A 25,947-nucleotide genomic window follows, 5' to 3' on the forward strand; every position below is an offset into this window, starting at 1 on the left:
GGCTCGGGCGAAGCCCGAGCCGGAGAGGGGGGCGGCCTATCAGCCAAGCCGCCGCTCGCCCGAGAAAATTGCCCGCGCCCGCGCGCTTCGTAGCGGCGACAACCATGCGGAAGCGATCCTCTGGAACGAACTGAAGGCAAGAAGGCTAGGCGGATACAAATTCGTTCGCCAGATGCCCATCGGTCCGTATTTCGCGGATTTTGCGTGCAGGAGCGAAAAGCTGATTGTGGAACTGGATGGCAGCCAGCACGCGGACAGTTCGTACGACAGGCGGCGGGATGAATTCATGCGGGGCGAGGGCTTCTCGGTTTTGCGGTTTTGGAGCTTCGATGTCTTGAAGAACAAGAGGAGCGTTTGCGAGACGATCTTTGCGGCGTTGGAAGGACGGCTTGCCGAAGACGTAGTTGCTGCCGACCTCAGGTTTGTTTTCGCAGCCAGGAAGACGGGAGATAGCGCTCTATGATGGCCCCCTCTCCGTCTCGGGCTGCGCCCGAGCCACCTCTCCCCCGCGTTGCGGGGGCGAGGAACCCAAGCTTTCCAAGGTCGCAACGTCGGCGGTCGGTGTTTCCTCGCCCCCATGAAATGGGAGAGAGGTGTCCGCGTAGCGGACGGAGAGGGGGCAGCGCTGCCATATGCGATTGCCCTGGCCTCGCTGGGGCGAGGAAAGGCGCCCCCTCGTGACCACCTTCACCCCATCTTCTTCCGCCGAAACCCTCTCCACCATCCAATGGGCAGCCGCCGAGGAAACGCCGCTCGAAATCCTCGGCCATGGCTCGAAGCGCGGCATCGGCCGCCCATTACAGACCGAACACACACTCGACTTGTCGCACCTCATCGGCGTAACCCTCTACGAACCGGCCGAGCTCGTGCTCTCGGCCAGGGCCGGCACGCCGCTCGCCGAGATCGAAAAATTGCTTGCCGAGAACGGCCAGCAATTCGCGTTTGAGCCGATGGACTATGGCCCGTTGCTCGGCGGTGAACCAGGCAAGGGCACGATCGGTGGCGTGCTGGCTTCGAACCTCTCCGGCCCGCGTCGCCTCAAGGCGGGCGCCGCGCGCGACCACATCCTTGGCGTCGCCGCCGTCTCCGGCCGTGGCGAGGCTTTCAAGTCGGGCGGCCGCGTGGTCAAGAACGTCACCGGCTACGATCTCTCCAAGCTGATGGCCAACAGCTGGGGCACGCTCGCCGTCTTGACCGACGTCACCTTCAAGGTCCTGCCAGCCGCGGAAACGGAAGTGACCTTGGCCATACGCGGCCTGCTCGACGATGCCGCCGTGGCCGCAATGGCGCTGGCGCTCGGCTCCAGCGCCGAGGTGTCGAGCGCCGCGCACCTGCCGGAGCGCATCGCCGCGAAGGTCGCCGGCGGCAAGCACGGCAGCGATGCCGCCACGCTGCTGCGCGTCGAGGGATTCGGGCCTTCGGTCGTCTATCGCATCGAGGCACTGCGAAAGCTGCTTAGCAAGGCCGGGCCGCTGGAAGAGATCGCCGGCGAGGCCTCGAAGACGATCTGGCGCGACATCCGCGATTGCCGGCCTTTCGCCGATGGCGGCGCCCGGACGGTCTGGCGCGTCTCGATGGCGCCGTCCGAGGCGCATCATATGGTGATGGCACTGCGCATGCAGGCGGCGGCCGACGCCTTCTACGACTGGCAGGGCGGCCTGGTGTGGCTGTCGATGCGCGAGGACGATCCGGAGGCCGATCTATTGCGCGGACTGATCCGCAAATACGGCGGCGGCCACGCGACGCTGGTGCGCGCATCCGCACCGCATCGCGCGGCGCTGCCGGTGTTCGAGCCGCAGCCGCCGCATCTGGCCGCGCTTTCGGCGCGGCTCAAGGCCGAGTTCGACCCGAAGCAGATTCTCAACCCCGGCCGCATGGCCTAAAGCAATTCCAGGAAAAGTGTGAAACGGTTTTCCGTTCGGAATTGCGTCTAACAGAGACGGCGATATGCAGACCAATTTCTCCGCCGCGCAGCTTGCCGACCCGCATGTCGCGGAATCGGAAAAGATCCTGCGCAAATGCGTGCATTGCGGCTTCTGCACCGCCACCTGCCCGACCTATGTGACGTTGGGCAACGAGCTCGATTCGCCGCGCGGCCGCATCTACCTCATCAAGGACATGCTGGAGAACGGCCGGCCGGCCGACAAGGAGATCGTCACCCATATCGACCGCTGCCTGTCTTGCCTTGCCTGCATGACGACCTGCCCCTCGGGCGTGAACTACATGCATCTGGTCGACCATGCCCGCGCTCATATCCAGGAAACCTACAAGCGCCCGCTGCTCGACCGGCTGACGCGCGCCATGCTAGCCTTCGTGCTGCCTTACCCGAACCGCTTCCGCGCCGCGCTGAAGCTCGCCGGGTTCGGCCGGCCGTTCATCGGCCTGTTCGAGAAACTGCCGGCGCTGAGGCCGGTGGCGGCCATGCTGAAGCTCGCGCCATCGGCGATCCCGCCGGCATCGCCGACGGCGAAGCCGGCCACGCATGCCGGGAAAGGCACAAGGCGCGGCCGCGTCGCGATCCTCACCGGCTGCGCGCAGTCCGTGCTCGATCCGGCGATCAACGAGGCGACCATCTCTTTGCTGACCAGGCTCGGCGTCGAGGTCGTGGTGCCGCAGGGCGAGGGCTGCTGCGGCGCGCTCGTCCATCACATGGGCCGCGAGCATCAGGCCCTTGCCTCGGCCAGACAGAATGTCGACGCCTGGATGCGCGCCATTGAGCAGGGCGGGCTCGACGCTATTATCATCACCGCGTCCGGCTGCGGCACGACGATCAAGGATTATGGCTTCATGCTCCGCCTCGATCCCGCCTATGCCGAAAAGGCGGCGCGCGTCTCGGCATTGGCCAAAGACATCACCGAATACCTCGCCGCGCTCGACCTTCCCGAGCCGGCGCGCAGGCCGGGCACGGTCGTCGCGTATCACTCCGCCTGCTCGATGCAGCATGGCCAGAAGATCACGCGCCAGCCGAAGGAGCTGCTGGCCAAGGCCGGCTTCGTTGTGCGCGAGCCGCGCGAGGGGCATCTGTGCTGCGGCTCGGCCGGCACCTACAACATCCTGCAGCCCGACATTTCGGCTAGATTGCGCGACCGCAAGGTCAAAAACATCGAAGCGACGGGCGCTTCAGTCGTCGCCACCGGCAACATCGGCTGCATCACGCAGATCGCGTCCGCGGCGAAGCTGCCGGTCGTGCATACGATCAAGCTACTCGACTGGGCTTATGGCGGCCCGAAGCCTGAGGGTGTTTCTGAGCGAGTACTTGCGGCCGCAGAGTGATCCTCGTCGCCGGCGCCCCCTCATCCGGCCGCTTCGCGGCCACCTTCTCCCCGGTGGGGATAAGAAGTTGGCGCCGCCGCTGACAGTCTCCTCTCCCCATGGGGAGAGGTCGGCCGAGCGAAGTGGACGCTGGGTGAGGGGGGTGTCGGCCTATTCCGCCGCGAGCTGATCCGCTACCCCATAGGTCGCGCGATAAAGCGCGCGCTGGCGGTTGAGCGCCACCATGGTGTTGCGCAGCAGGATCGCGACCGTGAGCGGACCGACGCCGCCGGGCACCGGCGTGATCCAGGACGCCACTTCCTTGACGCTGTCGGTGTCGACGTCGCCGACGATGCGGGTTTCGCCGTCGGGCCCGACCTCGGAATTGATGCCGATGTCGATGACGGCAGCGCCCGGCTTCACCATGTCGGCCTTGATCAGCCGCGGCTTGCCGACCGCGACGAACAGCGCATCGGCGCGCCGCGCATGCGCCGCCAGCGATCGCGTCATGTGATGGCACACCGTCACCGTCGCGCCCTCGCTCATCAACAGGAAGGCGATCGGCTTGCCGACGATCTCCGAATGGCCGACGACGACAACTTCCAACCCCTTGAGCTCGAGGCCTGTCTCCTTCAGCAATTCGACCGAGGCCGCCGCCGTGCAGGGCGCCAGGTCGAGCTGGTTGTAGACGATGTTGCCGATCGAGGCCGGATGCATGCCTTCGACGTCCTTCAGCGGATGCACCGCCGCCTGCAGCGTCTTGATCGGGATATGCGCCGGCACCGGCCGTTGGATGATGATGCCGGTGACGCGCGGGTCGGCATTGAGGCCGTGGATCGCCGCTTCCAGCTCGCCGGCGGTGATGTCGGCGGAAAAGCGCCGCTCCTCGAAGGAGATGCCGGCAAGGGCTGCCTTGGCGCGCTGGTTGCGCACATAGACATCGACCGCTGCGGTATCGCCGACGGTGATCGAGACAAGCTTCGGCGGGAAACCTTCGGCCGTGGCGATCGCTGCGTCGTCGCGCACCGAAGCGATGATGCGCTGGGCGACCGGGCCGCCTTTCAGGTAGCGGCTGTCGTCGGTCCGGGTCATGGCTGGCACCTCTGCCTTCTGAGGCAATTCAAGAAAAGGCGCACTGCCGTCCGGAATTGCGTGACTATCAAGATTTGTGCACTGCAATAGCAGAGGAGCGCCGGGAAATCAGCCCCGGAAACGAAGTGCCCTACTTTCGGGGCGACTTGCCACCTCATGCATGGAAAAAAACAAAAAACGAAAAAGGCAGCGCGGTTTCCCTGCGCTGCCTTTTCGCGACTGGCCGTATCCCCACACGGCCCGTCCCCCGTAAACCCCTTCGCTGGTTAAAGCACATCCCGCAGGATGGCACTATGACTTGGCTGCAACAGCATCAGACAAAAGGTGCTGCGCCGTCTAACCAGCTGATTCGCTGCGATTATATCACCTCGACCGTCGTTCCGACATTCACGCGCTCGTAAAGGTCGACGACATCTTCGTTGCGCATGCGGATGCAGCCGGAAGACACCGCGCCGCCGATCGTCCAGGGCTGGTTGGTGCCGTGGATGCGGTATTCGGTGGTGCCGAGATAGAGCGCGCGCGCGCCGAGCGGGTTCTCGATGCCGCCGGCAAGATAGGTCGGCAGGTAACGGCCCTTGGCCGCCTCGCGCTTGATCATCTCCGCGGGCGGCCGCCAGTCCGGCCAGACCTTCTTGTCGGTGATCTTGTGGGTGCCCGACCATTCGAAGCCGGGCTTGCCGGTGCCAACGCCGTAGCGCCGCGCCTTGCCGTTCTTCTCGATCAGGAAGAGGAAGTTCTGGTGCGTATCGATGACGATGGTGCCGGGCTTCGCCGGCCCGTCATAGGCGACTTCCTGAGGCAGGTAGACCGGATTGATCTGCGGCCGCATCACCACGCGCTTGGCCGGCTGCTGCACGGCCGCCGTCTTCTGCCGGTCGGGCTGCGCCTGGAAAAGGCGCTGCAGCGGCTGCTGTACCGCCTGCCGGGTTGGGCGCACGATGCCCGGCGCATGGCCGAGCTGCAGCACCCAGGGCGCCGAAAGGTCGGGGCTCACCATCACCGGCGGCACGTCGGCATAGCGGTCATTGGCAAGGGAAGTCGTGGCGCCGGCGGCAAGAATGGCCACCGCGCCGAGCAGGGAACAAAACGCTGTCTTCATCGGAACGCACCTTGATCGAACTCATCCGGGGCGTAGGGAGCCCGCGGTTTCGCGATCCTTGGCGCGGAGCGGCAAGCAAAACATGAATCGGAATGCGTAAAATGCCGCTTTGTCAGTAAACCTTTTGGTGTGGTTACCGGCCGGTTCAGGAATCTGGTAAAGCCACGGTAAAAGCTGCGCTGAGGCGCGTTAACGAATGGATTTGCTGACGATGGCGATTGAAAATGCCGGCATTCTCGACGGGCCCGACGGCAAGGCGCGCTGTTTCTGGCACGGCAATTTGCCGGACTATCTCCACTACCACGATCACGAATGGGGCCGGCCAGTGACGGATGATCGCCGGCTGTTCGAAAAGATCTGCCTCGAAGGCTTCCAATCGGGCCTGTCGTGGCTGACCATCCTGCGCAAGCGCGAGAATTTCCGCGAGGCCTTCGCCGGTTTCGACTTCGAAAAGGTGGCGGCGTTCACAGACGCGGATGTCGAGCGCCTGCTCGGCAATGCCGGCATCATCCGCCACCGCGGCAAGATCGTTTCGACCATCAACAACGCCAAACGCGCCCGCGAGATGGTCGACGAGTTCGGCTCGCTTGCCGCCTGGTTCTGGAAGTTCGAGCCGGGTCCGGGCGAGCGGCCCGAAATCGTCGACCTGGCGCATCTGCGCGCTAACCCGACGACGGCGGTGTCGGTCAGGATATCCAAGGAATTGAAGAAGCGCGGCTGGAGCTTTGTCGGCCCGACCACGGTCTATGCTTTCATGCAGGCAATGGGCCTGGTCAACGACCATCTCGAAGGCTGCTACTGCCGGGCAGAGGTGGAGAAAGAGCGCAAGAAGCTGAAGCGGCCGAAGTAGGGGTGCTTTCTTCCTTCTCCCCTTGCGGGAGAAGGTGGCCGCGAAGCGGCCGGATGAGGGGTGTTCCAGGGAATGCCAGCGTCTCACTCCGCCGGAAGAGACGGCAAGATTGCCAGCGTCTCACTTCGTTGGAGCACCCCTCATCCGTCTCGGCGCTAACGCGCCGATCCACCTTCTCCCACAGGGGGAGAAGGAAAAGAGGCGCGCTACTTCTCGAACCTGCCCTTATGGCCGCTGCCGTTGATGTCCCAGACCAGACTGGAGCCGGACACCGTCAGCACCAGTCCGCTGAAGCCGCTGTCGTCGGGCGTATGATGCGTGGAGGCGGAGCTGCGGCCTGCCGGGATGACCTCGACAGTCGAGCCCTTCCGCACCCAGCAGCCCTTGCCGTACTGGTCGTTGGCGCCATAGGCGAGCGCGAATTCAAAGCTGCCGTCTTTCTTCAACAGCAGTTCTGAACCGACCTCCATGACGCCGTTCAGGTAATAATGGCCGGCAAGACGGGCATCACCCGCCTGGCAGGCGTTGGCGGCAACGGGCATGCTACAGAAAAGCGCGCCGGCAAGCGCGTACGCGAATTGCAGATGCATGATGATCCCCCGATCGTTGAGTGAAAGTCAGACGCTGCCGGCGCCGGCCAGGAACAGTCCGGCAATGATCGCCGCCACCGCCGCGAAGGCCGGATAGATCACCAGCAGGCCAGTCACCAGCGCGTCGCGCACGGTCGGCTTGCGCGCCTCGGCCGCGACCTCGAACGGCCCGGCCGGCTGCTGGGCCGGCTTGAGCATAAAGCCACCGGCAGGGCGCAGTCTGGCCGATGTGCCGCTCTCGATAATGTCGTTAGCCGTCGTCATGGCCCCGGACCCCTTGTTTCGACGCGCTTTATGGTCGCCGATTGTGTCGGTAGCATGCCGCGCCGACGGCGGAATTGTTTCGTTTTTCGCGTGGTTCGTTTCAGCTCTTTCCTTCCCACAAGGGAGAAGGAAAGAGCCCACCCTTGCCGCACCTAGCAGCATCGGTTAGGACACGCGCGCCTTGGAAATAGGAAATTTCCTATCTAAGGCGTGCCACGAAACACCGAGTACTCATCCCATGGCCGACAAATCCGAAAAGACGAAAGCGCGGCTACCGCGCGGTTTTGCCGACCGCAGCGCCGAGGATATTCGTGCCGTCGAGAAGATGATGGCGACCATCCGCTCGGTCTACGAGCTCTACGGTTTCGAGCCGGCCGACCAGCCGATGATCGAATACACCGATGCTTTGGGAAAATTCCTGCCCGACCAGGATCGGCCGAACGAAGGCGTCTTTTCCTTCCAGGATGACGACGACCAGTGGCTGTCGCTGCGTTACGACCTGACCGCCCCGACGGCCCGCTTCGTCGCCGAGAATTTTGACAAGCTGCCAAAACCCTATCGCAGCTACCGCTCCGGCTGGGTGTTCCGCAACGAGAAGCCTGGTCCCGGCCGCTTCCGCCAGTTCATGCAGTTCGACGCCGACACCATCGGTACGCCGGGTGTCGCCGCCGATGCCGAGATGGCGATGATGATGGCTGACGTGATGGAAGCGCTCGGCATCAAGCGCGGCGACTACGTCATTCGCGTCAACAACCGCAAGGTGTTGGACGGCGTGCTGGAAGCAATTGGCCTTGGCGGCGAGGAAAATGCCGGCCGCCGGCTGACGGTGCTGCGGGCGATCGATAAGCTGGACAAGTTCGCACTCGAAGACATTCAACTTTTGCTTGGAAAGGGCCGCTGGGACGGCGGCAAGGAAGGCGAGGGAGATTTCACCAAAGGCGCAGGTCTTTCCGACAGTCAGATATCGCAGTTGTTAAACATCACTGGTTGGAAGGCTCAGGGATCGGGCAGCAGCGGGGTTGCTAACGGCCTTACTGTCGACAATCTGCGTCGCGGCTTCGAGCAGACTCCTCTGGTGATGCAAGGTTGCGAAGAGCTTGATCAGATACAAATGCTCTGTGCAGCCGCTGGTTACGACGAAACTAAGATATTGATCGACCCCTCCGTCGTGCGCGGGCTCGAATACTACACCGGCCCGGTCTTCGAGGCCGAGTTGCTGGCCGAGATCCCCAATGACGAAGGCCAAATCGTGCGCTTCGGCTCGGTCGGCGGGGGCGGGCGCTATGACGGGCTGGTCTCGCGCTTCCGCGGCGAGCCGGTGCCGGCGACCGGCTTCTCCATCGGCGTTTCGCGGCTAATGACGGCGCTGAAGAACCTCGGCAAGCTCGACGCCTCCGATGTCATCGCGCCGGTCGTGGTGCTGGTCATGGACAAGGACACCGAAAGCCTCGGCCGCTACCAGAAGATGATTGCCGAGCTGCGCGCCGCCGGCATCCGCTCCGAAATGTATCTCGGCGGCGCCGGCATGAAGGCGCAGCTGAAATATGCCGACCGTCGCGGCAGCCCGGTCGCTATCATCCAGGGCGGCGACGAGCGCGCCAAAGGCGAGGTGCAGATCAAGGACCTGATCGAAGGCGCGCGCCTGTCGGCCGAGATCGCCGACAATGCCGAATGGCGCGCGGCAAGGCCGGCGCAGGTGACGGTGGCGGAGAGCGAGCTGGTTGGCGAGGTGAAGAAGATCCTGGCGGCGCAGGCTGAGGAGCGCGCACGTGGCCGATAGGGCGCCGACCTCCCCTTCTCCCCTTGTGGGAGAAGGTGGCCGAGCGAAGCTCGGTCGGATGAGGGGTGTTCCAGGGAACGCCGGCGTCTCATTCCTTCCAACACCCCTCATCCGTCTCGGCGCTGCGCGCCGATCCACCTTCTCCCACAAGGGGAGAAGAGGAAGGGGCGCCGCATGACCACCCGTCCCGCCATCGCCGCCGACATCGTCGCACTTTTCGCCACCCGCGACACCCACGCCGTGGAAGTCGCCGTGCTGCAGCCTGCCGACCCGTTCCTCGACATGGCCGGCGAGGATCTGCGCCGCCGCATCTTTCTCACCGAGAGCGAGACCGGCAAGACGCTGTGCCTGCGGCCCGAATTCACCATTCCGGTCTGCCTCGATCACATCTCCAGCCAGGCCGGCACGCCGCGCCGCTATTCTTATCTCGGCGAAGTGTTCCGCCAGCGCCGCGACGGCGGCAACGAGTTCTTCCAGGCCGGCATCGAGGATCTCGGCGACCGCGACACGGCCGCCGCCGATGCCCGCTCGCTGGCCGACGCGCATGCGCTGCTGTCGCTGGTGCTGCCTGGCTGGAAGCTCGCCGTCACGCTTGGTGACCAGACCTTGTTTGAGGCCGTGCTGGCGGCGCTCGGCCTGCCGCGCGGCTGGCGCATGCGCCTTGCCCGCGCCTTCGGCTCGGCGCCGATGCTGGAGGCCGCCCTTGCCGATCTCGCCAATCCGCCGCGCAACAGTCAGCTTTCCGGTCCGGTCGCGCTGCTGGTGCTCGACGGCGATGCGGAAGGCCTTGCCGCGCATATTGCCGACGGCATGGAGGAAGCCGGGCTGTCGGCGTCATCCGGCCGCGCGCCTGCCGACATTGCGCGCCGGCTGATCGAGAAAGCGCAACTGCGCAGCGTGCGGCTGTCCGACGAGGCCTTCTCGGCGTTGAAGGGCTTTCTCGAGATCGACGTCGCGCTCAGCGACGCGACCGCGGCGCTGGAAAAATTCGCCGCCGATGCGGGCCTGTCGCTGGGACCGGCGCTGGCGAATTTCGCCGCTCGCGCCAAAGCGATCGAGGCGCATGGGCTGTCGGCGGCAGAAATCCGCTATGACGCCGCCTTCGGCCGTCCACTCGACTACTACACCGGCCTCGTCTTCGAGATCGCGGTCCAGGATGGCGATCGGCCGCTGGCCGGCGGCGGTCGCTACGACCGGCTGCTGACGCTGCTGGGAGCAAAAAAGCCGATTCCAGGGGTCGGCTTCTCGGTTTGGCTCGATCGCATCGAAGCCTTGCGGGAGAATGCCAAATGATCACGCTGGCGATCCCGTCGAAGGGCCGTCTCAAGGAGCAGTCGCTCGAAGTGCTGGCCAAGGCCGGCCTGGCCGTGAGCCTGCCTGAAGACGACCGCAAGTACCGCGCCCGCATCGACGGTCTCGACAATGTCGAGGTGGCTTTCCTGTCCGCGTCCGAGATCGCCGGCGAGATCGGCCAGGGCGCGGTCGATCTCGGCATCACCGGCGAGGACCTTTTGCGCGAGAACCTCGCCGACTGGGAAGCGTGCGCGGAGATCGTCGCCCGCCTCGGCTTCGGCCATGCCGATGTCGTGGTGGCGGTGCCCGACATCTGGCTGGACGTCGACAGCATGGCCGACCTCGATGATGTTGCCGCCGATTTCCGCCAGCGCCATGGCCGGAGGCTCAGGATCGCCACCAAGTACTGGCGGCTGACGCAGCAGTTCTTTTCGCTCAAGCATGGCATCCAGGTCTACCGCATCGTCGAAAGCCTCGGCGCCACCGAAGGCGCGCCGGCCGCGGGGCTGGCCGACGTCATCGTCGACATCACCACCACCGGCTCAACGCTTCGCGCCAACCACCTCAAGGTGCTGGGCGACGGTGTGATCCTGAAGTCGCAGGCTTGTCTCGTTGCTTCGAAGAAGCAGCGCGATGCGGCCGACGAAGCGATCCTGCGCGACATCGCCGCGAAGATGAGCGTCCTGCCTCCTCCCTGAGCGCCCTCAAGCAGAGGGGGACCATTGACGGATTTCCACCGTCCCCATCGGCTGATAGGCTGGCTTATCCCGGGAGGAGAACGGCGATGGCGATCAAACTCGACGAGCTCATGAACGCCACCAATCTGCGCAAGACGCGCAACAGCTTCGTTGCCCCGGTTGGCGACAAGGCGCATGTGTCGGGCGACCGGTCGGTGCCGCTGCTCGACAAGACCATTCCGGAATTGTTTTCCGATACGGTGAGCAGATACGCGACGCTCGACGCCGCCGTCTTCGTCGGCCAGGACAAGCGTTTCACCTGGAGCGAGCTGTCGGACGCGGTCGACGCTTTGGCTGCCGGTTTCCTGGCGCTCGGCCTCGAAAAAGGCGACCGCGTCGGCATCTGGTCGCCGAACCGCTGGGAATGGCTGGTGACGCAGTTCGCCACCGCCCGCATCGGCCTGATTCTGGTTAACATCAACCCGGCCTACCGGCTGACCGAGCTCGAATACGCATTGAACAAAGTCAGCTGCAAGGCATTGGTCACCGCCGCGCAGTTCAAGACCTCCGACTATCTCGGCATGATCGAGACATTGGCGCCTGAATTAGCCAGGGCCGAGCCTGGCAAGCTCAAGGCGAAAAAACTGCCGGCGCTCAGGATCGTCATCCGCATGGGCGACGACAATTCACCCGGCATGTTCAATTTCGGCGATGTTCTGGCCATGGCCGGTCGTGACGAGCATGACAGCCTCGACCGCATCTCCGAAGGGCTGAAGCCCGGCGAGGCCATCAACATCCAGTTCACCTCAGGCACGACCGGCGCGCCGAAAGGCGCGACGCTGACGCATTCCAACATCGTCAACAACGGCAATTTCGTCACCTCGGCCATAAAACTCACCACCGAAGACCGGCTCTGCATTCCGGTGCCGCTCTATCACTGCTTCGGCATGTCGATGGGCACGATGGGCTGCGTGTCGAAAGGCGCGACCATGGTCTTCCCGGGCGAAGGTTTTGACGCCGGCGCAACGCTGAAGGCGGTGGCGCAGGAGCGCTGCACTGGGCTATACGGCGTGCCGACCATGTTCGTCGCCATGCTCGACCATGCGGATTTCTCCAGCTTCGATCTCTCCAGCCTGCGCACCGGCATCATGGCCGGCTCGCCTTGCCCGATCGAGGTGATGAAGAAGGTGGTGTCCCTGATGCATATGTCTGAGGTGACCATCGCCTACGGCATGACCGAGACCAGCCCGGTCTCCTTCCAGAGCAGCGTCGACGATCCGCTGGAAAAGCGCGTCTCCACCGTCGGCCGCATCCACCCGCATGTCGAGGTCAAGGCGATCGGCGCCGACGGTGGCACCGTCGCGGTCGGCGAGCCGGGCGAGCTCTGCACGCGCGGCTATTCGGTGATGAAGGGCTATTGGAACGACGCCGAAAAGACCCGCGAGGCGATCGACGCCGACGGCTGGATGCATACCGGCGACCTCGCCACGATCGACGCCGAGGGCTATTGCAACATCGTCGGCCGGGTCAAGGACATGGTCATCCGCGGCGGCGAGAACGTCTATCCGCGCGAGGTCGAGGAATTCCTCTATCGCCATCCCAAGATCAAGGAAGTGCAGGTCTTCGGCATCCCGGACGACAAATATGGCGAGGAGCTCTGCGCCTGGATCGTGCTGAAGCCCGACCAGATCGCCACCGCCGAGGAGATCAAGGCCTTCTGCGCCGGCCAGATCGCGCATTACAAGGTGCCGCGCTACATCCGCTTCCGCGCCGAGCTGCCGATGACGGTGACCGGCAAGCCGCAGAAGTTCCTGATGCGCGAGGCGATGGTGGAGGAGCTCGGGCTGGTGGCGCAGAAGACGGCGTGAAACGGCATCTATGGACAACGAGTTTCCAAATTTCGCGGCGCTGAGAGCCGCCAAAATTGAAAACGTGGATTATCGCATCGTCGTCCGGCGGGGCGCGCGAACCGGAAGTGCCATCGTCATGGCCCCGCATGGCGGTAAGATCGAGCCTCGCACCTCCCTGACCACCGAGACGATAGCAGGGGCCGATCTCGATATGTATTGCTTTGAAGGGCTCATGCCGGAAAGCAACCGGGAGCTGCACATAACGTCCAGGAACTTTGACGAGGCAACCGCGCTCGAACTGTTGCGGACGAAGTCCACTGTCGTCGCCATCCACGGCCGTCAGGATCGCGACGATTTTTCGACAGTCTATCTGGGCGGCAAGGACGCCGCGTTGGTTTCAGAGATAGCCGGGCGTCTGCAGGGGGCCGGTTTCCAGACAAAAAGAGACAATCATCCCTTTCCCGGTATCCAGGATTCGAACATCGTCAACCGCGGGCTGACGGGGAAGGGAGCGCAGCTGGAAGTGCCCTTCTCGCTGCGCCGCCGACTGGGCAACGAGCCGGAGCTTCTGGAAAAATTCTGTGGGGCGGTTCGCAAGGCCATCGAGACATTCGACGCCATAAACGGCGCCCGGTCCCCGGTCATGTTTTGAATGCTGCAACGATGCCCGTGATGCTCCCCAGGCGCTTTTCCGCTAAGCTCGCGTAAACGCCTGGCATTCGGGGGCTTTGATGTCTGGTTATGCGCGATCGGTGACGTCCTACACGATGCCGTTGGTGGCGCTGGCAATGGCTTTCGCGGTCAGGGCCAGCGGCCTTTCGGTCGACGAAGGGTCGCTGAATACCAGGATCCTCATTGGGGTGCTGTCGAGCGCCATCATGTTCACCACCATTTTCGTCGTGCTCGACCACGCCGAGGCAGTCGCCTCGCGCGTGGGCGAGCCCTATGGAACTTTGGTGCTGACATTTGCGGTGACGGCAATCGAAGTGTCGATCATCGTCTCCATGATGCTGCATGGAGAAAACAACCCGACGCTGGCGCGCGAGTCCGTTTTCTCGACGGTGATGATCACCTCCACCGGCGTCGTCGGCATCTGTCTCACGCTTGGCGGCTGGCGCTACCGCAAGCAGGCGATCCTGCGGCAAGGAACCAGCGCATACCTGTCGGTTCTGATCGCGCTGACCGTGATGACGCTTATTCTTCCGACCTACACCCAAGCCACGGATCCCGGCACGTTTTCGGCGGCTCAGCTTGGTTTTGTCAGCGTCCTTTCGGTGCTGCTCTATGCGAGCTTCGTATTCGCCCAAACCGTCCGACACCGGGAGGACTTCGTCCAGGGGCAGGCGCACGACGCTCCGACGCGAACTGCAACCCACGGAAGCATCTCCGTCAGCGCGCTCCTGCTGCTGAGCGGGCTCGTCGGCATTGTCCTGCTCGCCGAGCAGGTCGCCGCGAGCGTGGAGGATGCGCTCGCCGCCTATAAGGTGACCCAGGCCGACAGCATCGTAGGGGCAATGATTGCGGCACTGGTTTTGATGCCGGAGGCGATCTCGGCGATCCGCGCTTCCTTCAAGAATGAGCTGCAGCGCAGCCTGAACGTCGCGATGGGCTCGGCCTGCGCCACGATCGGTTTGACGATACCGGCGGTCGCGGCGGCCAGCCTGCTGACGGGCAGGGGCCTGACCTTGGGGCTTCCGGCGTCCGATGCCGTGCTTCTGGTGCTGGCGCTTTTCATATGCAGCGTGAGCTTCAGCACCGAACGAACGACGTTCCTGACCGGCATGGTGCATGTCGTGGTGTTTTTTACCTATGTGTTTCTGATCTTTGTGCCGTGAAGTGCCGGCCGGCGGGCGCAGGGATGGAGATGCGTCGAAGCGCGCTTCACACCCCCAGCACTGCCCGATCCAGCCCACGTATGATCCGCGCCAGTTCCACGCACTCGTCCTGGCGCACCTTGTTCTTGCGCCAGGCCATGCAGATCATGCGCTGCGGCATCGGCTCCTGGAACGGCACGATCCTTAGATCCGGCATGACGCCGGCAGCACTTGCCGCCATTTCCGGCACCAGCGTGACGCCCAGCCCATGTGCCACCATCTGCAAGAGCGTCGTCAGGCTGGTCGCGCCGTAGCTTGCCATCGCCACCGGCCGTACATTGCCGCAGACGGCAAGAGCCTGCTCGCGCAGGCAGTGGCCTTCCTCCAGAAGCATCAGCCGCTCCAGCGCCGGGCTCTCGGGCGGCACCGGCGGCGAGGCGAAGGCCGGATCGCCGGCGGGAACGGCGAGGAAGAAGCGGTCGGGAAAAAGCGCTTCGGTTACGATCGCCGGCTGATCGAGCGGCAAGGCCGCGATGAAGGCGTCGAGCCGGCCGGACGTCGCGTCCTCGACCAGCGACGCGGTCACCGCCTCGCGCAGTTCGAGCTGCAGGGCAGGGTAGTGCTTTTTCAGCTCCGGCAGCACATGCGGCAGGAGATAGGGCGCGACCGTCGGGATGATGCCCAGCCGGAAGCGTCCTTCCATGGTCGGGCGGCCGCGCCGGGCAGTCGTCTCGACGTCACGTATATCCGCCAGAATGCGCTCGATACGCGGCTGCAGGGCAAGCGCCTCGTCGGTCATGCGCACCGTCTTGCCGCCGCGTTCGAACAACAGACAGTTCAGCCGGTCTTCCATCTCGGCGATCTGCGCGGAAAGGGCCGGCTGGCTGACGCCGGCAAGCTTCGCCGCGCGGCCGAAATGCAGCGTCTGCGCCAGCGCGTCGAAATACTGCATTTGCCGGATGGTGAGGCCAATCATAAGAAAATCCTATCAAACGAAACAGGAAAGGCAATTTGTCTTTATCGGCAGGCCGGCCTAGTCTGGAATCGTTCCAGGTTGGCGCGGCCAGTGGCTGCCCCCGAAAATTCGGGAAAATCAACCTCGGCAAAATTCAACCACGGCAAAACCTCGGCAGAATCGGGAGACTAAGATGGACGCGAAAACCGACGACAACAGCGCTGGCAAATGCCCGGTGGCACATGGATCCGCACGGACCAACCGCGACTGGTGGCCGAACCAGCTCGACCTTTCCGTTCTCCACCAGCAGTCGAACCTCTCGGACCCGATGGATGAAGATTTCGACTACGCCAAGGAGTTCGCAAGCCTCGACCTTGATGCGGTGATCGCAGACCTGCACAAGGTCATGACGGATTCGCAGGACTGGTGGCCAGCGGACTTCGGCCATTACGGCCCGCTCTTCATCCGCATGGCCTGGCACAGCGCCGGCACCTATCGCATCGGCGACGGCCGCGGCGGCGCCGGTGCGGGTCAGCAGCGTTTCGCGCCGCTGAACAGCTGGCCGGACAACGCCAATCTCGACAAGGCGCGCCGGCTGCTGTGGCCGGTCAAGCAGAAATACGGCCGCAAGATTTCCTGGGCCGACCTTCTGATCCTCACCGGCAACGTCGCGCTGGAATCGATGGGCTTCAAGACCTTCGGCTTCGCCGGCGGCCGCGCCGATGTGTGGGAGCCGGAGCAGGACGTGGACTGGGGCTCCGAAACCAAGTGGCTCGGCGACGAGCGCTATTCGGGCGACCGTGAGCTTCGCGGCCATCTCGGCGCCGTGCAGATGGGCCTCATCTACGTCAACCCGGAAGGCCCGAACGGCAAGCCGGATCCGGTTGCGGCCGCGCGCGACATCCGCGAGACTTTCGGCCGCATGGCGATGAACGACGAAGAGACCGTGGCGCTGATCGCCGGCGGCCACAGCTTCGGCAAGACGCATGGCGCGGGTGATGCCTCGCTGGTGGGCGCCGAGCCGGAAGGCGCCGGCATCGAAGCGCAGGGCCTCGGCTGGTCGAGCAAATATGCCTCCGGCATTGCCGGCGACGCCATCACCTCGGGCCTCGAGGTCACCTGGACGACGACGCCGACCAAATGGAGCAACAATTTCTTCGACAACCTCTTCAATTATGAATGGGAGCTGACGAAGAGCCCGGCCGGCGCCCATCAGTGGACGCCGAAAGGCGGCGCTGGCGCCGGCACCGTTCCGGACGCGCACAATCCCTCCAAGCGTCACGCGCCGGCCATGCTCACCACCGACCTCGCGCTGCGTTTCGATCCGGCCTATGAGAAGATCTCGCGCCGCTTCCACCAGAACCCGGACCAGTTTGCCGACGCCTTCGCCCGCGCCTGGTTCAAACTTACCCACCGCGACATGGGCCCGGTGGTGCGCTATCTCGGTCCGCTCGTGCCGAAGGAAGAGCTGATCTGGCAGGATCCGATCCCGGCCATCGACCACGAGCTGGTGAGCGAGGCCGACATCGCTTCGCTCAAGGCGAAGATCCTGGCCTCCGGCCTGTCGGTCTCCGAGCTGGTCTCGACCGCCTGGGCCTCGGCCTCGACCTTCCGCGGCTCGGACAAGCGCGGCGGCGCCAATGGCGCCCGCATCCGTCTGGCGCCGCAGAAGGACTGGGATGTCAACGAGCCGGCTCAGCTCGCCAAGGTGCTGACCAAGCTGGAAGCCATCCAGAAGGAGTTCAACACCGCGCAGGTCGGCGGCAAGAAGGTCTCGCTCGCCGATCTCATCGTGCTTGGCGGCGTCGCCGCGGTCGAGAAGGCGGCGAAGGACGGCGGCACCGAGGTGAAAGTACCCTTCACGCCGGGCCGCATGGACGCTTCGCAGGAGCAGACGGACGTCGCCTCCTTCGCCGCGCTGGAGCCGAAGGTAGACGGCTTCCGCAACTATGCCCGCGGCAGGTTGCCGATGTCGGGCGAAGCGATGCTGGTCGACCGCGCCCAGTTGCTGACGCTGACCGCGCCGGAGATGACGGTACTTGTCGGCGGCTTGCGCGTGCTCGGTGCCAATACCGGCGGTTCGAAGCATGGCGTCTTCACCGACAGGCCTGGCCAGCTCACCAACGACTTCTTCGTCAACCTGCTCTCGATGGCGACCGTTTGGGATCCGGCGGCCGGGTCAGAGCCGGGCTCGGACGAGGTTTACGAAGCGCGCGACCGCAAGACCAAGGAGGTCAAGTGGACCGGCACCCGCGCCGACCTGATCTTCGGCTCGCACGCGCAGCTGCGTGCGCTCTCCGAAGTCTACGCCTCGGCCGACGCCAAGGCCAAGTTCGTCAAGGATTTCGTCAAGGCGTGGACGAAGGTGATGAACGCCGACCGCTTCGACATCGCGAGATAAGGTCGTACCTCCCAAGCAAAAAAGGCGCGGGTCATGCCCGCGCCTTTTACTTTATCGAACTGCGGTCAGTCTTTTTCGAAGACGCCGGCCTTGGCGACGACGCCGGCAATCGCGCCGCCGACCAGCGGCGCGACGATGAACAGCCAGAGCTGGCTGAGCGCAGCGCCGCCCGAAAACAGCGCCGGGCCGATCGAGCGCGCCGGATTGACCGAGGTGCCGGTCACCGGGATCATGGCGAAGTGGATGCCCGCCAGCGTCAGTCCGATGGCCAGGCCGGCAAAGGCGGTGGTGTGCTTGGCGTTGGTGACGCCGAGGATCACGGTGACGAAGGTGAAGGTGCCGATCAGCTCCCACAGGAAGGCTGAGCTCATGCCCCATTTCGTTTCGTCCCAGCCATTGGCGCCGAAGCCGCCGATGTGGCCGCCGACCTGGCCGGAAACGATGATCCACAGCGCCAGCGAGGCGATGATGGCGCCAATGATCTGCGCGATCCAGTAGGGGACGACATCCTTGGCCGGCATCCGCCCCGCCAGGAACACGCCGAGCGTCACCGCCGGATTGAGATGCGCGCCCGAGATCGGGCCGATCGCATAGGCCGCGGCGATCAGGCCGATGCCGAACGCCAGGCCGATGCCTTCCTGTCCGAGCGGCAGCGCGCCGCCGAAGCCGCCCGTGACCACGGAGGCGGTGCCGATGAACACCAACAAAAACGTGCCGAGAACTTCTGCCAGATAAGTCTTCATTGCCCTCTCCTCATAGGATCCGTCGAAACCGCGTTTCCTGCGTCGCGAATCACTACCGGAAGAGTATTCCTGCCGGAAACACTTGAAAAGCTTGGAGGTTAAGCCGGTTTGCTTTCTTGCAGGCGTCAATCAAAAACATTAGAAGTCTTTCATGTTCTGATCGATTGTTCTTGTTTCCTGACTCGGGCTCCCACCAACGGAAAAATCGTTCGGCCAAATGGGCCGGTCTTGAAACGCCATTTCATCGGCAAACCGAACGGAACTGTTTCAATCCTGGCCGGAAAGGCTTTATGAGCGGGCTGGAACCGATTTGTAACAGCTACGGAAAACGGGATGCGACTGGGCGGAAGGCTGGCGGCGGCCATAGAGGTTCTTGAAGACATCGGCCGGCGTCACCGGCCGGTGGCCGACGCCCTGCGCGATTGGGGCCTGTCGCATCGTTTCGCCGGCGGCGGCGACCGCGCCGCGATCGGCAACATCGTTTATGATGCGCTGCGCCGCAAACGCTCGGCCGGCTGGCTGTTCGGCGAAGACACGCCGCGCGCTATCGGCTTCGGCGCGCTTCTGTTGGAATGGGGCCAGACGGCGCAGTCGCTCAACGACGCGCTCGACGGCGACAAATTCGCGCCGCCGCTGCTCAGCGCGTCCGAGTTGAAAGCGGCTGCCGAGCGCAGGCTTGGCGAGGCCCCCGATGCTGTGCGGGCCGATATCCCGGACTGGTGCGCGCCGCTGCTCGAGCAAGCCTATGGCGACGCCTGGGTCAAGGAAGGCGCCGCCCTGGCGCAGCGCCCGCCGCTGGACCTGAGGGTCAACACGCTCCAGGCCGATCGCGCCAAGGTGCTGGCCGAGCTCCAGGGCACCGGTGCCGCGCCTACGGCGATCGCGCCGCATGGCATCCGCATCCCGCCGATCGACGGCGACGGCCGGCATCCGAACGTCCAGGCCGAGCCTGCCTTCCAGAAAGGCTGGTTCGAAGTGCAGGACGAGGGTTCGCAGCTTGCCGCCGCGCTTGCCGGCGCCGCGCCCGGCATGCAGGTGCTCGATTATTGCGCCGGCGCCGGCGGCAAGACGCTGGCGCTGTCGGCCGAGATGGACAATCGGGGCCAGCTCTTCGCCCATGACGCGGAGAAGGTGCGGCTGGCACCGATCTTCGAGCGCATCCGCCGCTCGCACAATCGCAACGTCCAGGTCGTCAGCAAGCCGACGGAGCTTGCACCGCTCACTGGGCATATGGATGTCGTGCTAATCGACGCGCCCTGCACCGGCAGCGGCACCTGGCGGCGCCGGCCCGACGCCAAATGGCGACTGACGGAAAGGCAGCTCGATGCCCGCAAGGCAGAGCAGCAGGCGATCCTCGACACCGCGCAAGTCTTCGTCAAGCCGGGCGGCCTGCTGGTCTACATCACCTGTTCGGTGTTCGAGGCCGAGAACGGCGAGCAGGTCGCCGCGTTCCGCGCGCGCCATGAAGGCTTCGCGCCGGTCGATCACCGCCAACTATGGGACAGCCGCTTCCCGGGCCATGAAGGGGCCGCGCGTATTGCCGATGCCGGCGGTATCTCGCTGTCGCCGGCGCTCAGCGGCACCGACGGGTTCTATCTCCACGCCTTGCGCAGGACTGCCTCTTGAAGCCAGCCGGGCTTTTGTTGCGCTGCAGCATAAAAGATTGCCTGTCTTGCCTGGCTCTGCAATAAACTTCGCCAGCAATGTGAGGCAAAGCGCCATGGCGGCAGCCAAGATCGTACCCGCTCCGGATTTCGAGGAACGCGTCAGGGCGTCCTTTGCCCGCCAGGAGGCGATGGCGACAATCGGCGCCGAGCTGACGCTGGTGACGCCTGGCATCATCGAGATCGAGATGCCGTATTCCGCCTCGCTGACCCAGCAGCACGGTTTCCTGCATGCCGGCGTCATCTCCACCGCGTTGGACTCCGCCTGCGGTTACGCAGCCTTTTCGCTGATGCCGGAGAATTCGGGCGTGCTGACCATCGAGTTCAAGGTGAACCTGCTCGCGCCGGGCAGGGGCGAGCGGTTCCTGTTCCGCGGCTCCGTGACCAAACCCGGTCGCACCATCATCGTCGCCGACGGCCAGGCCTACGCCTTCGCCGCCGACGGCGAGGCCAAGCTGATCGCCACCATGACCGGCACGATGATGACGGTGGTCGGCCGCGACGGGATAGAGGGGTGAGGAGCGGTCCGCGCAGCGGTCGAAAAGCCCCCAAATGGGCTTTTCGAGCGACGAACGCCCGGAGCCATAGTGAAGGGCAGGCGGCGAGAGCACGGTGTCCCTTTCGCGTCGTCGTAGCAAATAGGGGTAAAGCTTCATGACTGTCGAAGTGTCACGCCTGTCGCAAAAATCCGTTCTCTTCGTCATGGCGGCTGAGGCCGAATACGGCCCACACCTGAAAAACCTGTTCACGCCGCTGATGACCGGGGTCGGTCCGGTCGAGGCCGGGGTCAGGCTGGGCGCCGAGCTCGCGGCGTTGAAGGCTGAAGGCGCGCTTCCGGACCTGGTCGTCTCGCTGGGCTCGGCCGGCAGCCGCAGGCTGGAGCAGACCGAGATCTACCAGGCCGTGTCGGTGAGCTATCGCGACATGGATGCTTCGCCGCTCGGCTTCGAGAAGGGCGCGACGCCTTTCCTCGAACTGCCGGTGTCGGTGCCGCTGCCCTTCGTCATTCCAGGCATCAAGACCGCCACGCTCTCGACCGGCGGCGCGATCGTCTCCGGCGTTGCATATGACGCCATCGATGCCGACATGGTCGACATGGAGACCTTTGCCTGCCTGCGTGCCTGCCAGCTGTTCGGTTTGCCGCTGATTGGGCTCCGCGGCATTTCCGACGGCGCGGCCGATCTCAGGCACGTCAACGACTGGACGGAATATCTGCACGTCATCGACGAGAAGCTCGCCGCGGCCGTCGCCCTGCTGGAACAGGCGATCGGCGGCGGCCTGCTTGGTGGCTGACTGCCGGTTGGATCAGGCAGCAAGGCGTTGCGGATCGCCGAAATCGATGCGTGAAATGCGTCCACGGGAGGCGCCTGTCGCATCGATATAGTCGATTGCCCCCGCTGTATGATCGAGTTTCCACGCGCCGGCGGGGCCGTTTTTCCATTCGACCTTGTAGCCGTCGTCAAGCAGCGTCCAGGTCCCGTGAAAGCGCGTGCCATCCGGCAGGAGCATGTGCGCCCGATCGTCGGTTTCATAGTGGATGAAGGCGTTCTTGCCGCCCATGTCGATGACATGCGTGGTTCCGACCATGATAATGGCCAACGTGTCCCTGTTCAGTATCGTCATTGTTCCTGTCCGCGGGTTTGCGTTTCTCGAATGGCCTCGACGCCAAGAATATCGTCAAGTATCTTGACTATACGGAGTTCGAACTAAATGGTCAAGGAGCTTGACGAAAAAACTGACGGGTTGCCCAATCACGTCGGTTGGCGGCTGTGGCAGGCGAGCCGTGCCTGGCAGGCGGAATTCGCCGCTGCCATGCGGGCCGCCGGCCACGCTTGGTTCAGCGAAGCGCGCGCCGGGCTGCTTGGACACATCCCGCGCAACGGCACGCGCCAGTCGGCATTGATCGAGCGCGCGGCGACCTCCAAGCAAGCGGTTCAGCAATTGCTCGACGGGCTGGAGGCGGAAGGCGTGCTGGAGCGATTGCCCGATCCACGGGACGGGCGCGGCAAGCTCGTGCGCTATACGCGCAAAGGCCTGGATGCCTTGCGCGACGGCGATCGCATCAAGCTTCAGATCGAACGCAGCTATATCGATCGCATCGGCGAGCAGCGGTTTGCGGCGCTGATGGACGCCTTGCGCTCACTTGATGCCGGGCAGGGCGATGCATCGGGAGAAGCACCAGCATCGAAGTGAACGGCGCGACCGCGCACAACCCATTGCGCCGACTCGTTTCTTTCTCTAAAGGCTCGCCATGACGACGACAGCCAATCATCCCGACACCGTTCTGATTGTCGATTTCGGCAGCCAGTTCACGCAACTCATTGCCCGCCGCATCCGCGAGGCCGGCGTCTTTTCCGAGATCGTGCCGTTCCAATCGGCCGAATCGGCCTTCAAGCGCATCAAGCCGAAAGCGGTGATCCTGTCGGGCGGCCCGGCCTCGACCACCGATATCGGCAGCCCGCGTGCGCCGCAGATCGTCTTCGACGCCGGCGTGCCGGTGCTCGGCATCTGCTACGGCCAGATGGCGCTCTGCGTGCAGATGGGCGGCGTCGCCGAAAGCTCAAACCACCGCGAATTCGGCCGCGCCTTCGTCGAGATCGAGAAGGAGAGCCCGCTGTTCGAAGGCCTGTGGGCGCCTGGCCAGCGCCACCAGGTGTGGATGAGTCACGGCGACCGGGTCATCGAGTTGCCGCCGGGCTTCAAGGTGCTCGGAAAGTCGGAAAGCTCGCCCTTCGCGATCTTCGGCGATATCGAGCGCAAGATGTACGGCATCATGTTCCATCCGGAAGTGGTGCACACGCCGGACGGCGCCAGGCTACTCAGGAACTTCGTCCACAACATCGCCGGCATCGAGGGCGATTGGACGATGCGCGCCTATCGCGAGCACGCTGTGGAATTGATCCGCAAGCAGGTCGGCAAGGGCAAGGTCATCTGCGCGCTCTCGGGCGGCGTCGACTCCTCGGTCGCCGCACTTTTGATCCACGAAGCGATCGGCGACCAGCTGACCTGCATCCTCGTCGACCACGGTTTGATGCGCAAGGACGAGGCCAAGGGCGTCGTGGAGATGTTCCGCCAGCACTACAACCTGCCGCTGATCCTGGTCGACGCCTCCGACCGCTTCATCTCCGCGCTGGAAGGCGAGGCCGACCCCGAAAAGAAGCGCAAGACCATCGGCCGCTTGTTCATCGAGGTGTTCGAGGAAGAGGCGAAGAAGCTCGGCGGCGCCGATTTCCTGGCCCAGGGCACGCTTTATCCCGATGTCATCGAAAGCGTCTCCTTCTCCGGCGGTCCGTCGGTGACAATCAAGTCGCACCACAATGTCGGCGGCCTGCCCGAACGCATGAACATGAAGCTGGTCGAGCCGCTGCGCGAACTGTTCAAGGATGAGGTGAGGGCGCTCGGCAAGGAGCTCGGCCTCCCCGAAAGCTTCATCGGCCGCCATCCTTTCCCCGGCCCCGGCCTTGCCATCCGTTGCCCGGGCGGCATCACGCGCGAAAAACTGGAGATCCTGCGCGAGGCCGACGCCATCTATCTCGACGAGATCCGCAAGGCCGGCCTCTATGACGCCATTTGGCAGGCCTTCGCCGTGCTGCTGCCGGTGCAGACCGTGGGCGTCATGGGCGACGGCCGGACCTATGAATTCGTCTGCGCGCTGCGCGCCGTCACCTCGGTCGACGGCATGACGGCGGACTTCTACCACTACGACATGAACTTCCTCGCCGCCGCCGCCACCCGCATCATCAACGAGGTCAAAGGCATCAACCGGGTGGTGTATGACGTGACGTCGAAGCCGCCCGGGACGATCGAGTGGGAATGATTCAGACCTACTCAAACGTCGCCGAAAATACGCCAATCTGCGACGTAACATTCTGAAAACAAAAATAAATCCGTTCGCGGACAATCGGGGACAATCGGTGCGCAGAGATTGGGAGCGGCGGACCGCCTGACGGCCCTTCGGCGTATTGCTCGCTCGGATTTTCCAAAGTACCGTCTGTCCCGACGAGGCTCGTGACGGTACTTTTTTGCTTGTAAAGCATTGAAAATAAAGGAGAGTTCCTGCCACGCAGCCCCGAAATTGTACTGACGGTACTTTTTTCAGGAGACAGTGGGATGCTGACAGATGCCGCCCTTAAGGCTCTGAAACCAAGAGAGAAAATGTACAAAATTGCGGACCGTGACGGCATGTATGTTCGCATCATGCCCAGTGGCGCAATCTCGTTTCGACTGGACTACAGGCTCAACGGACGCCGCGAGACGGTCTATTTGGGCAGATATGGACGAGACGGAATCTCGCTTGCTCTGGCCCGAGAGAAGTGCCTCGACGCGAAGCGCGCCGTTAGGGAGGGACGATCGCCGGCAATGGAGAAGCAGCGCGCGAAACGTCGTCTAAAGGAGGCGAAGAGTTTTGGGGAGTTCGGCGAGAAATGGCTCAGTGCCGCTCCAATGGCCGACAGCACCCGATCCATGCGCCGTTCCATCTTCGATCGCGAGCTTCTTCCGGTCTGGCGCAATCGCCTCCTGACGGAGATCACCCCGGACGATTTACGCGCCCACTGTGGTAGCATCGTTGAACGCGGCGCGCCGGCGACCGCCATCCATGTACGGGATATCCTGAAGCAGATTTACAGTTTCGCGATCCTGCACGGAGAGAAGGTGGCTAACCCAGCCGATGAAGTTGGGCCCGCATCGATTGCCACGTTCGTACCTAAAGACCGCTCGCTTTCACCCTCGGAAATTCGCGTGATGCTGAAACAGCTCGAGCACATCGCCACACTTCCCACGATACGTTTGGGCATGCGGCTCTACCTGCTTACGATGGTGCGGAAGAGCGAGTTGCAGGACGCGGTTTGGGATGAGGTCGACTTCGAGAATGCGGTCTGGACAATCCCGAAAGAACGCATGAAGCGTTCGAAGGCTCATAACGTCTACCTGTCACGCCAAGTGCTCGACATCATGATTGCTCTGAAGACCTGTGCAGGAAATTCCAGGTACCTCCTTCCATCGCGGTATGATGCGGACGCCCCGATGTCGCGTGCCACCTTTAACCGGGTCACTTACGCAGTCGTCGAGCGGGCGAAGGCTGAAGGGCTGCCTCTGGAGCCGTTCACAGTGCATGACTTGCGGCGAACGGGCTCGACGCTGTTGAATGAACTTGGCTTCAACAGCGATTGGATCGAGAAGTGCTTAGCGCACGAGGACGGACGTTCGTCTCGAGGCGTCTACAACAAGGCCGAGTATGAAGTGCAGCGCCGCCACATGATGCAGGAATGGTCGGATACCGTGGACGCGTGGGTCGATGGAAAGAGGTGGATCCCGACGCTTATCCCTCCTTCGATGCCGATCTTGGGGCCCGATCCGTCTCTCTGACCGGTCGGGTTCGGCGCTGCTTCAGGTCCGGTTTGGGGGCGCGCGGAATTGGTTTTGAACGGCGCGCCGCGAGCCATGCTTGAATCTCGCTCAAATCCCAAACCACACATCTAGGGGTCAAAGCGAAGCGTCGCGGAAACTCGCCCCGCTGTTCCATTTCATAAATGGTGCTGTCGGCAAGCGGCACCATTTCTCGGAGTTGATGCCTCCGAATCGTACGGCGGAGTGCTTCTTCATTTGATCGGACCATCTTCTA

The 25,947-nt window shown here is 63.8% G+C and carries 25 protein-coding genes; 17 read left to right on the plus strand and 8 right to left on the minus strand.

What is annotated here, in order from left to right:
- The 3 genes from LB538_RS03705 to glcF all read left to right on the plus strand — a co-directional run.
- Nucleotides 1–463, plus strand: a 463-nt coding sequence (locus LB538_RS03705; protein ID WP_263485637.1) for a DUF559 domain-containing protein, incomplete at its 5' end; no start/stop codon positions are given.
- Nucleotides 464–677: 214 nt separating this feature from the next.
- The gene (locus tag LB538_RS03710; protein WP_224527518.1) at nt 678–1,883 is read left to right on the plus strand and encodes an FAD-binding protein; all 1,206 of its coding nucleotides are present in this window, start codon (nt 678–680) and stop codon (nt 1,881–1,883) included.
- 64 nt (nt 1,884–1,947) lie between these two features.
- Nucleotides 1,948–3,273 (plus strand): glycolate oxidase subunit GlcF, encoded by a 1,326-nt coding sequence (gene glcF / locus LB538_RS03715; protein WP_224527520.1) that lies wholly within the window; start codon nt 1,948–1,950, stop codon nt 3,271–3,273.
- A 150-nt stretch (nt 3,274–3,423) separates the two neighbouring features.
- Here glcF and LB538_RS03720 read toward each other — a convergent pair whose 3' ends face one another.
- Entirely contained in the window at nt 3,424–4,344 is a 921-nt protein-coding gene (locus LB538_RS03720; protein WP_224527522.1) for a bifunctional 5,10-methylenetetrahydrofolate dehydrogenase/5,10-methenyltetrahydrofolate cyclohydrolase, read from the minus strand.
- Nucleotides 4,345–4,702: 358 nt separating this feature from the next.
- Entirely contained in the window at nt 4,703–5,443 is a 741-nt protein-coding gene (locus LB538_RS03725; RefSeq protein WP_224527525.1) for a L,D-transpeptidase, read from the minus strand.
- 211 nt (nt 5,444–5,654) lie between these two features.
- Here LB538_RS03725 and LB538_RS03730 point away from each other — a divergent pair, with 211 nt between their 5' ends.
- Nucleotides 5,655–6,293, plus strand: coding sequence for a DNA-3-methyladenine glycosylase I (locus LB538_RS03730; protein ID WP_224527890.1), 639 nt, complete (start codon nt 5,655–5,657; stop codon nt 6,291–6,293).
- Nucleotides 6,294–6,499: 206 nt separating this feature from the next.
- Here LB538_RS03730 and LB538_RS03735 read toward each other — a convergent pair whose 3' ends face one another.
- Together LB538_RS03735 and LB538_RS03740 are read right to left on the minus strand one after the other, a co-directional pair.
- A complete protein-coding gene (locus LB538_RS03735; RefSeq protein ID WP_140839422.1) occupies nt 6,500–6,883 on the minus strand; it encodes a hypothetical protein in 384 nt (127 codons plus the stop codon).
- Nucleotides 6,884–6,910: 27 nt separating this feature from the next.
- Nucleotides 6,911–7,147 carry a hypothetical protein gene (locus LB538_RS03740; protein ID WP_095769977.1) on the minus strand — a complete coding sequence of 79 codons (237 nt, stop codon included), beginning with the start codon at nt 7,145–7,147 and terminating at the stop codon, nt 6,911–6,913.
- Nucleotides 7,148–7,385: 238 nt separating this feature from the next.
- Here LB538_RS03740 and hisS point away from each other — a divergent pair, with 238 nt between their 5' ends.
- From hisS to LB538_RS03770, 6 genes are all read left to right on the plus strand, one after another.
- Entirely contained in the window at nt 7,386–8,927 is a 1,542-nt protein-coding gene (gene hisS, locus LB538_RS03745; protein ID WP_224527527.1) for a histidine--tRNA ligase, read from the plus strand.
- Nucleotides 8,928–9,101: 174 nt separating this feature from the next.
- On the plus strand, nt 9,102–10,220 hold the full coding sequence (locus tag LB538_RS03750; protein WP_224527528.1) for an ATP phosphoribosyltransferase regulatory subunit: 1,119 nt from the start codon (nt 9,102–9,104) through the stop codon (nt 10,218–10,220).
- Nucleotides 10,217–10,918 carry an ATP phosphoribosyltransferase gene (gene hisG, locus LB538_RS03755; RefSeq protein WP_224527531.1) on the plus strand — a complete coding sequence of 234 codons (702 nt, stop codon included), beginning with the start codon at nt 10,217–10,219 and terminating at the stop codon, nt 10,916–10,918. The genes LB538_RS03750 and hisG overlap by 4 nt, the downstream gene beginning before the upstream one ends.
- Before the next feature lie 86 nt (nt 10,919–11,004).
- Nucleotides 11,005–12,765, plus strand: a complete 1,761-nt coding sequence (locus tag LB538_RS03760; protein WP_224527533.1) for an AMP-binding protein — start codon at nt 11,005–11,007, stop codon at nt 12,763–12,765.
- Between the two features lie 10 nt (nt 12,766–12,775).
- Nucleotides 12,776–13,399: a poly-gamma-glutamate hydrolase family protein gene (locus LB538_RS03765; protein WP_224685803.1), complete on the plus strand. Its 624-nt coding sequence runs from the start codon at nt 12,776–12,778 to the stop codon at nt 13,397–13,399.
- Nucleotides 13,400–13,535: 136 nt separating this feature from the next.
- On the plus strand, nt 13,536–14,582 hold the full coding sequence (locus tag LB538_RS03770; RefSeq protein WP_224527537.1) for a calcium:proton antiporter: 1,047 nt from the start codon (nt 13,536–13,538) through the stop codon (nt 14,580–14,582).
- A gap of 46 nt (nt 14,583–14,628) precedes the next feature.
- On the opposite strand, the gene LB538_RS03775 is transcribed toward LB538_RS03770, so the two are convergent.
- Nucleotides 14,629–15,537 (minus strand): hydrogen peroxide-inducible genes activator, encoded by a 909-nt coding sequence (locus LB538_RS03775; protein ID WP_224527539.1) that lies wholly within the window; start codon nt 15,535–15,537, stop codon nt 14,629–14,631.
- Nucleotides 15,538–15,709: 172 nt separating this feature from the next.
- Between LB538_RS03775 and katG the strand changes: the two genes are divergently transcribed.
- Nucleotides 15,710–17,917, plus strand: a complete 2,208-nt coding sequence (gene katG / locus LB538_RS03780; RefSeq protein ID WP_224527541.1) for a catalase/peroxidase HPI — start codon at nt 15,710–15,712, stop codon at nt 17,915–17,917.
- 65 nt (nt 17,918–17,982) lie between these two features.
- Here katG and LB538_RS03785 read toward each other — a convergent pair whose 3' ends face one another.
- Nucleotides 17,983–18,660, minus strand: coding sequence for an MIP family channel protein (locus tag LB538_RS03785; protein WP_224527544.1), 678 nt, complete (start codon nt 18,658–18,660; stop codon nt 17,983–17,985).
- 333 nt (nt 18,661–18,993) lie between these two features.
- On the opposite strand from LB538_RS03785, the gene LB538_RS03790 reads away from it, so the two are divergent.
- From LB538_RS03790 to LB538_RS03800, 3 genes are all read left to right on the plus strand, one after another.
- Nucleotides 18,994–20,286, plus strand: a complete 1,293-nt coding sequence (locus tag LB538_RS03790; protein ID WP_224527547.1) for an RsmB/NOP family class I SAM-dependent RNA methyltransferase — start codon at nt 18,994–18,996, stop codon at nt 20,284–20,286.
- A gap of 94 nt (nt 20,287–20,380) precedes the next feature.
- A complete protein-coding gene (locus LB538_RS03795) occupies nt 20,381–20,842 on the plus strand; it encodes a PaaI family thioesterase (RefSeq protein ID WP_140635058.1) in 462 nt (153 codons plus the stop codon).
- Nucleotides 20,843–20,978: 136 nt separating this feature from the next.
- On the plus strand, nt 20,979–21,617 hold the full coding sequence (locus LB538_RS03800; protein WP_224527549.1) for a 5'-methylthioadenosine/S-adenosylhomocysteine nucleosidase: 639 nt from the start codon (nt 20,979–20,981) through the stop codon (nt 21,615–21,617).
- Nucleotides 21,618–21,629: 12 nt separating this feature from the next.
- On the opposite strand, the gene LB538_RS03805 is transcribed toward LB538_RS03800, so the two are convergent.
- Nucleotides 21,630–21,947: a hypothetical protein gene (locus LB538_RS03805; protein ID WP_224527552.1), complete on the minus strand. Its 318-nt coding sequence runs from the start codon at nt 21,945–21,947 to the stop codon at nt 21,630–21,632.
- A gap of 87 nt (nt 21,948–22,034) precedes the next feature.
- Between LB538_RS03805 and LB538_RS03810 the strand changes: the two genes are divergently transcribed.
- The 3 genes from LB538_RS03810 (at nt 22,035) to LB538_RS03820 (ending at nt 25,691) form a co-directional block, all read left to right on the plus strand.
- Nucleotides 22,035–22,517 carry a MarR family winged helix-turn-helix transcriptional regulator gene (locus tag LB538_RS03810; RefSeq protein ID WP_224527555.1) on the plus strand — a complete coding sequence of 161 codons (483 nt, stop codon included), beginning with the start codon at nt 22,035–22,037 and terminating at the stop codon, nt 22,515–22,517.
- Nucleotides 22,518–22,575: 58 nt separating this feature from the next.
- Nucleotides 22,576–24,141 (plus strand): glutamine-hydrolyzing GMP synthase, encoded by a 1,566-nt coding sequence (gene guaA, locus LB538_RS03815; RefSeq protein ID WP_224527557.1) that lies wholly within the window; start codon nt 22,576–22,578, stop codon nt 24,139–24,141.
- Between the two features lie 293 nt (nt 24,142–24,434).
- Nucleotides 24,435–25,691 carry a tyrosine-type recombinase/integrase gene (locus tag LB538_RS03820; RefSeq protein WP_224527559.1) on the plus strand — a complete coding sequence of 419 codons (1,257 nt, stop codon included), beginning with the start codon at nt 24,435–24,437 and terminating at the stop codon, nt 25,689–25,691.
- Here LB538_RS03820 and LB538_RS03825 read toward each other — a convergent pair.
- Nucleotides 25,645–25,941, minus strand: a complete 297-nt coding sequence (locus LB538_RS03825; RefSeq protein WP_224527561.1) for a helix-turn-helix transcriptional regulator — start codon at nt 25,939–25,941, stop codon at nt 25,645–25,647. The two genes, LB538_RS03820 and LB538_RS03825, sit on opposite strands and share 47 nt — an antisense overlap.
- Nucleotides 25,942–25,947 lie beyond the last annotated feature (6 nt).

This window comes from Mesorhizobium sp. Ca11 (genome assembly GCF_020165275.1).
Taxonomy (GTDB): Bacteria; Pseudomonadota; Alphaproteobacteria; order Rhizobiales; family Rhizobiaceae; genus Mesorhizobium.

Excerpts from the sequence above, each read along its gene's own strand:
- guaA (WP_224527557.1), top strand. The coding sequence starts at position 22,576 with ATGACGACGACAGCCAATCATCCCGACACCGTTCTGATTGTCGATTTC.
- LB538_RS03820 (WP_224527559.1), top strand. The coding sequence starts at position 24,435 with ATGCTGACAGATGCCGCCCTTAAGGCTCTGAAACCAAGAGAGAAAATG.
- LB538_RS03805 (WP_224527552.1), bottom strand. The coding sequence starts at position 21,947 with ATGACGATACTGAACAGGGACACGTTGGCCATTATCATGGTCGGAACC.
- LB538_RS03810 (WP_224527555.1), top strand. The coding sequence starts at position 22,035 with ATGGTCAAGGAGCTTGACGAAAAAACTGACGGGTTGCCCAATCACGTC.
- LB538_RS03740 (WP_095769977.1), bottom strand. The coding sequence starts at position 7,147 with ATGACGACGGCTAACGACATTATCGAGAGCGGCACATCGGCCAGACTG.
- katG (WP_224527541.1), top strand. The coding sequence starts at position 15,710 with ATGGACGCGAAAACCGACGACAACAGCGCTGGCAAATGCCCGGTGGCA.
- LB538_RS03795 (WP_140635058.1), top strand. The coding sequence starts at position 20,381 with ATGGCGGCAGCCAAGATCGTACCCGCTCCGGATTTCGAGGAACGCGTC.
- hisG (WP_224527531.1), top strand. The coding sequence starts at position 10,217 with ATGATCACGCTGGCGATCCCGTCGAAGGGCCGTCTCAAGGAGCAGTCG.
- LB538_RS03725 (WP_224527525.1), bottom strand. The coding sequence starts at position 5,443 with ATGAAGACAGCGTTTTGTTCCCTGCTCGGCGCGGTGGCCATTCTTGCC.
- LB538_RS03775 (WP_224527539.1), bottom strand. The coding sequence starts at position 15,537 with ATGATTGGCCTCACCATCCGGCAAATGCAGTATTTCGACGCGCTGGCG.
- glcF (WP_224527520.1), top strand. The coding sequence starts at position 1,948 with ATGCAGACCAATTTCTCCGCCGCGCAGCTTGCCGACCCGCATGTCGCG.
- LB538_RS03750 (WP_224527528.1), top strand. The coding sequence starts at position 9,102 with ATGACCACCCGTCCCGCCATCGCCGCCGACATCGTCGCACTTTTCGCC.
- LB538_RS03785 (WP_224527544.1), bottom strand. The coding sequence starts at position 18,660 with ATGAAGACTTATCTGGCAGAAGTTCTCGGCACGTTTTTGTTGGTGTTC.
- LB538_RS03760 (WP_224527533.1), top strand. The coding sequence starts at position 11,005 with ATGGCGATCAAACTCGACGAGCTCATGAACGCCACCAATCTGCGCAAG.
- LB538_RS03720 (WP_224527522.1), bottom strand. The coding sequence starts at position 4,344 with ATGACCCGGACCGACGACAGCCGCTACCTGAAAGGCGGCCCGGTCGCC.
- hisS (WP_224527527.1), top strand. The coding sequence starts at position 7,386 with ATGGCCGACAAATCCGAAAAGACGAAAGCGCGGCTACCGCGCGGTTTT.
- LB538_RS03790 (WP_224527547.1), top strand. The coding sequence starts at position 18,994 with ATGCGACTGGGCGGAAGGCTGGCGGCGGCCATAGAGGTTCTTGAAGAC.
- LB538_RS03800 (WP_224527549.1), top strand. The coding sequence starts at position 20,979 with ATGACTGTCGAAGTGTCACGCCTGTCGCAAAAATCCGTTCTCTTCGTC.
- LB538_RS03770 (WP_224527537.1), top strand. The coding sequence starts at position 13,536 with ATGGCTTTCGCGGTCAGGGCCAGCGGCCTTTCGGTCGACGAAGGGTCG.
- LB538_RS03765 (WP_224685803.1), top strand. The coding sequence starts at position 12,776 with ATGGACAACGAGTTTCCAAATTTCGCGGCGCTGAGAGCCGCCAAAATT.
- LB538_RS03730 (WP_224527890.1), top strand. The coding sequence starts at position 5,655 with ATGGCGATTGAAAATGCCGGCATTCTCGACGGGCCCGACGGCAAGGCG.
- LB538_RS03735 (WP_140839422.1), bottom strand. The coding sequence starts at position 6,883 with ATGCATCTGCAATTCGCGTACGCGCTTGCCGGCGCGCTTTTCTGTAGC.
- LB538_RS03825 (WP_224527561.1), bottom strand. The coding sequence starts at position 25,941 with ATGGTCCGATCAAATGAAGAAGCACTCCGCCGTACGATTCGGAGGCAT.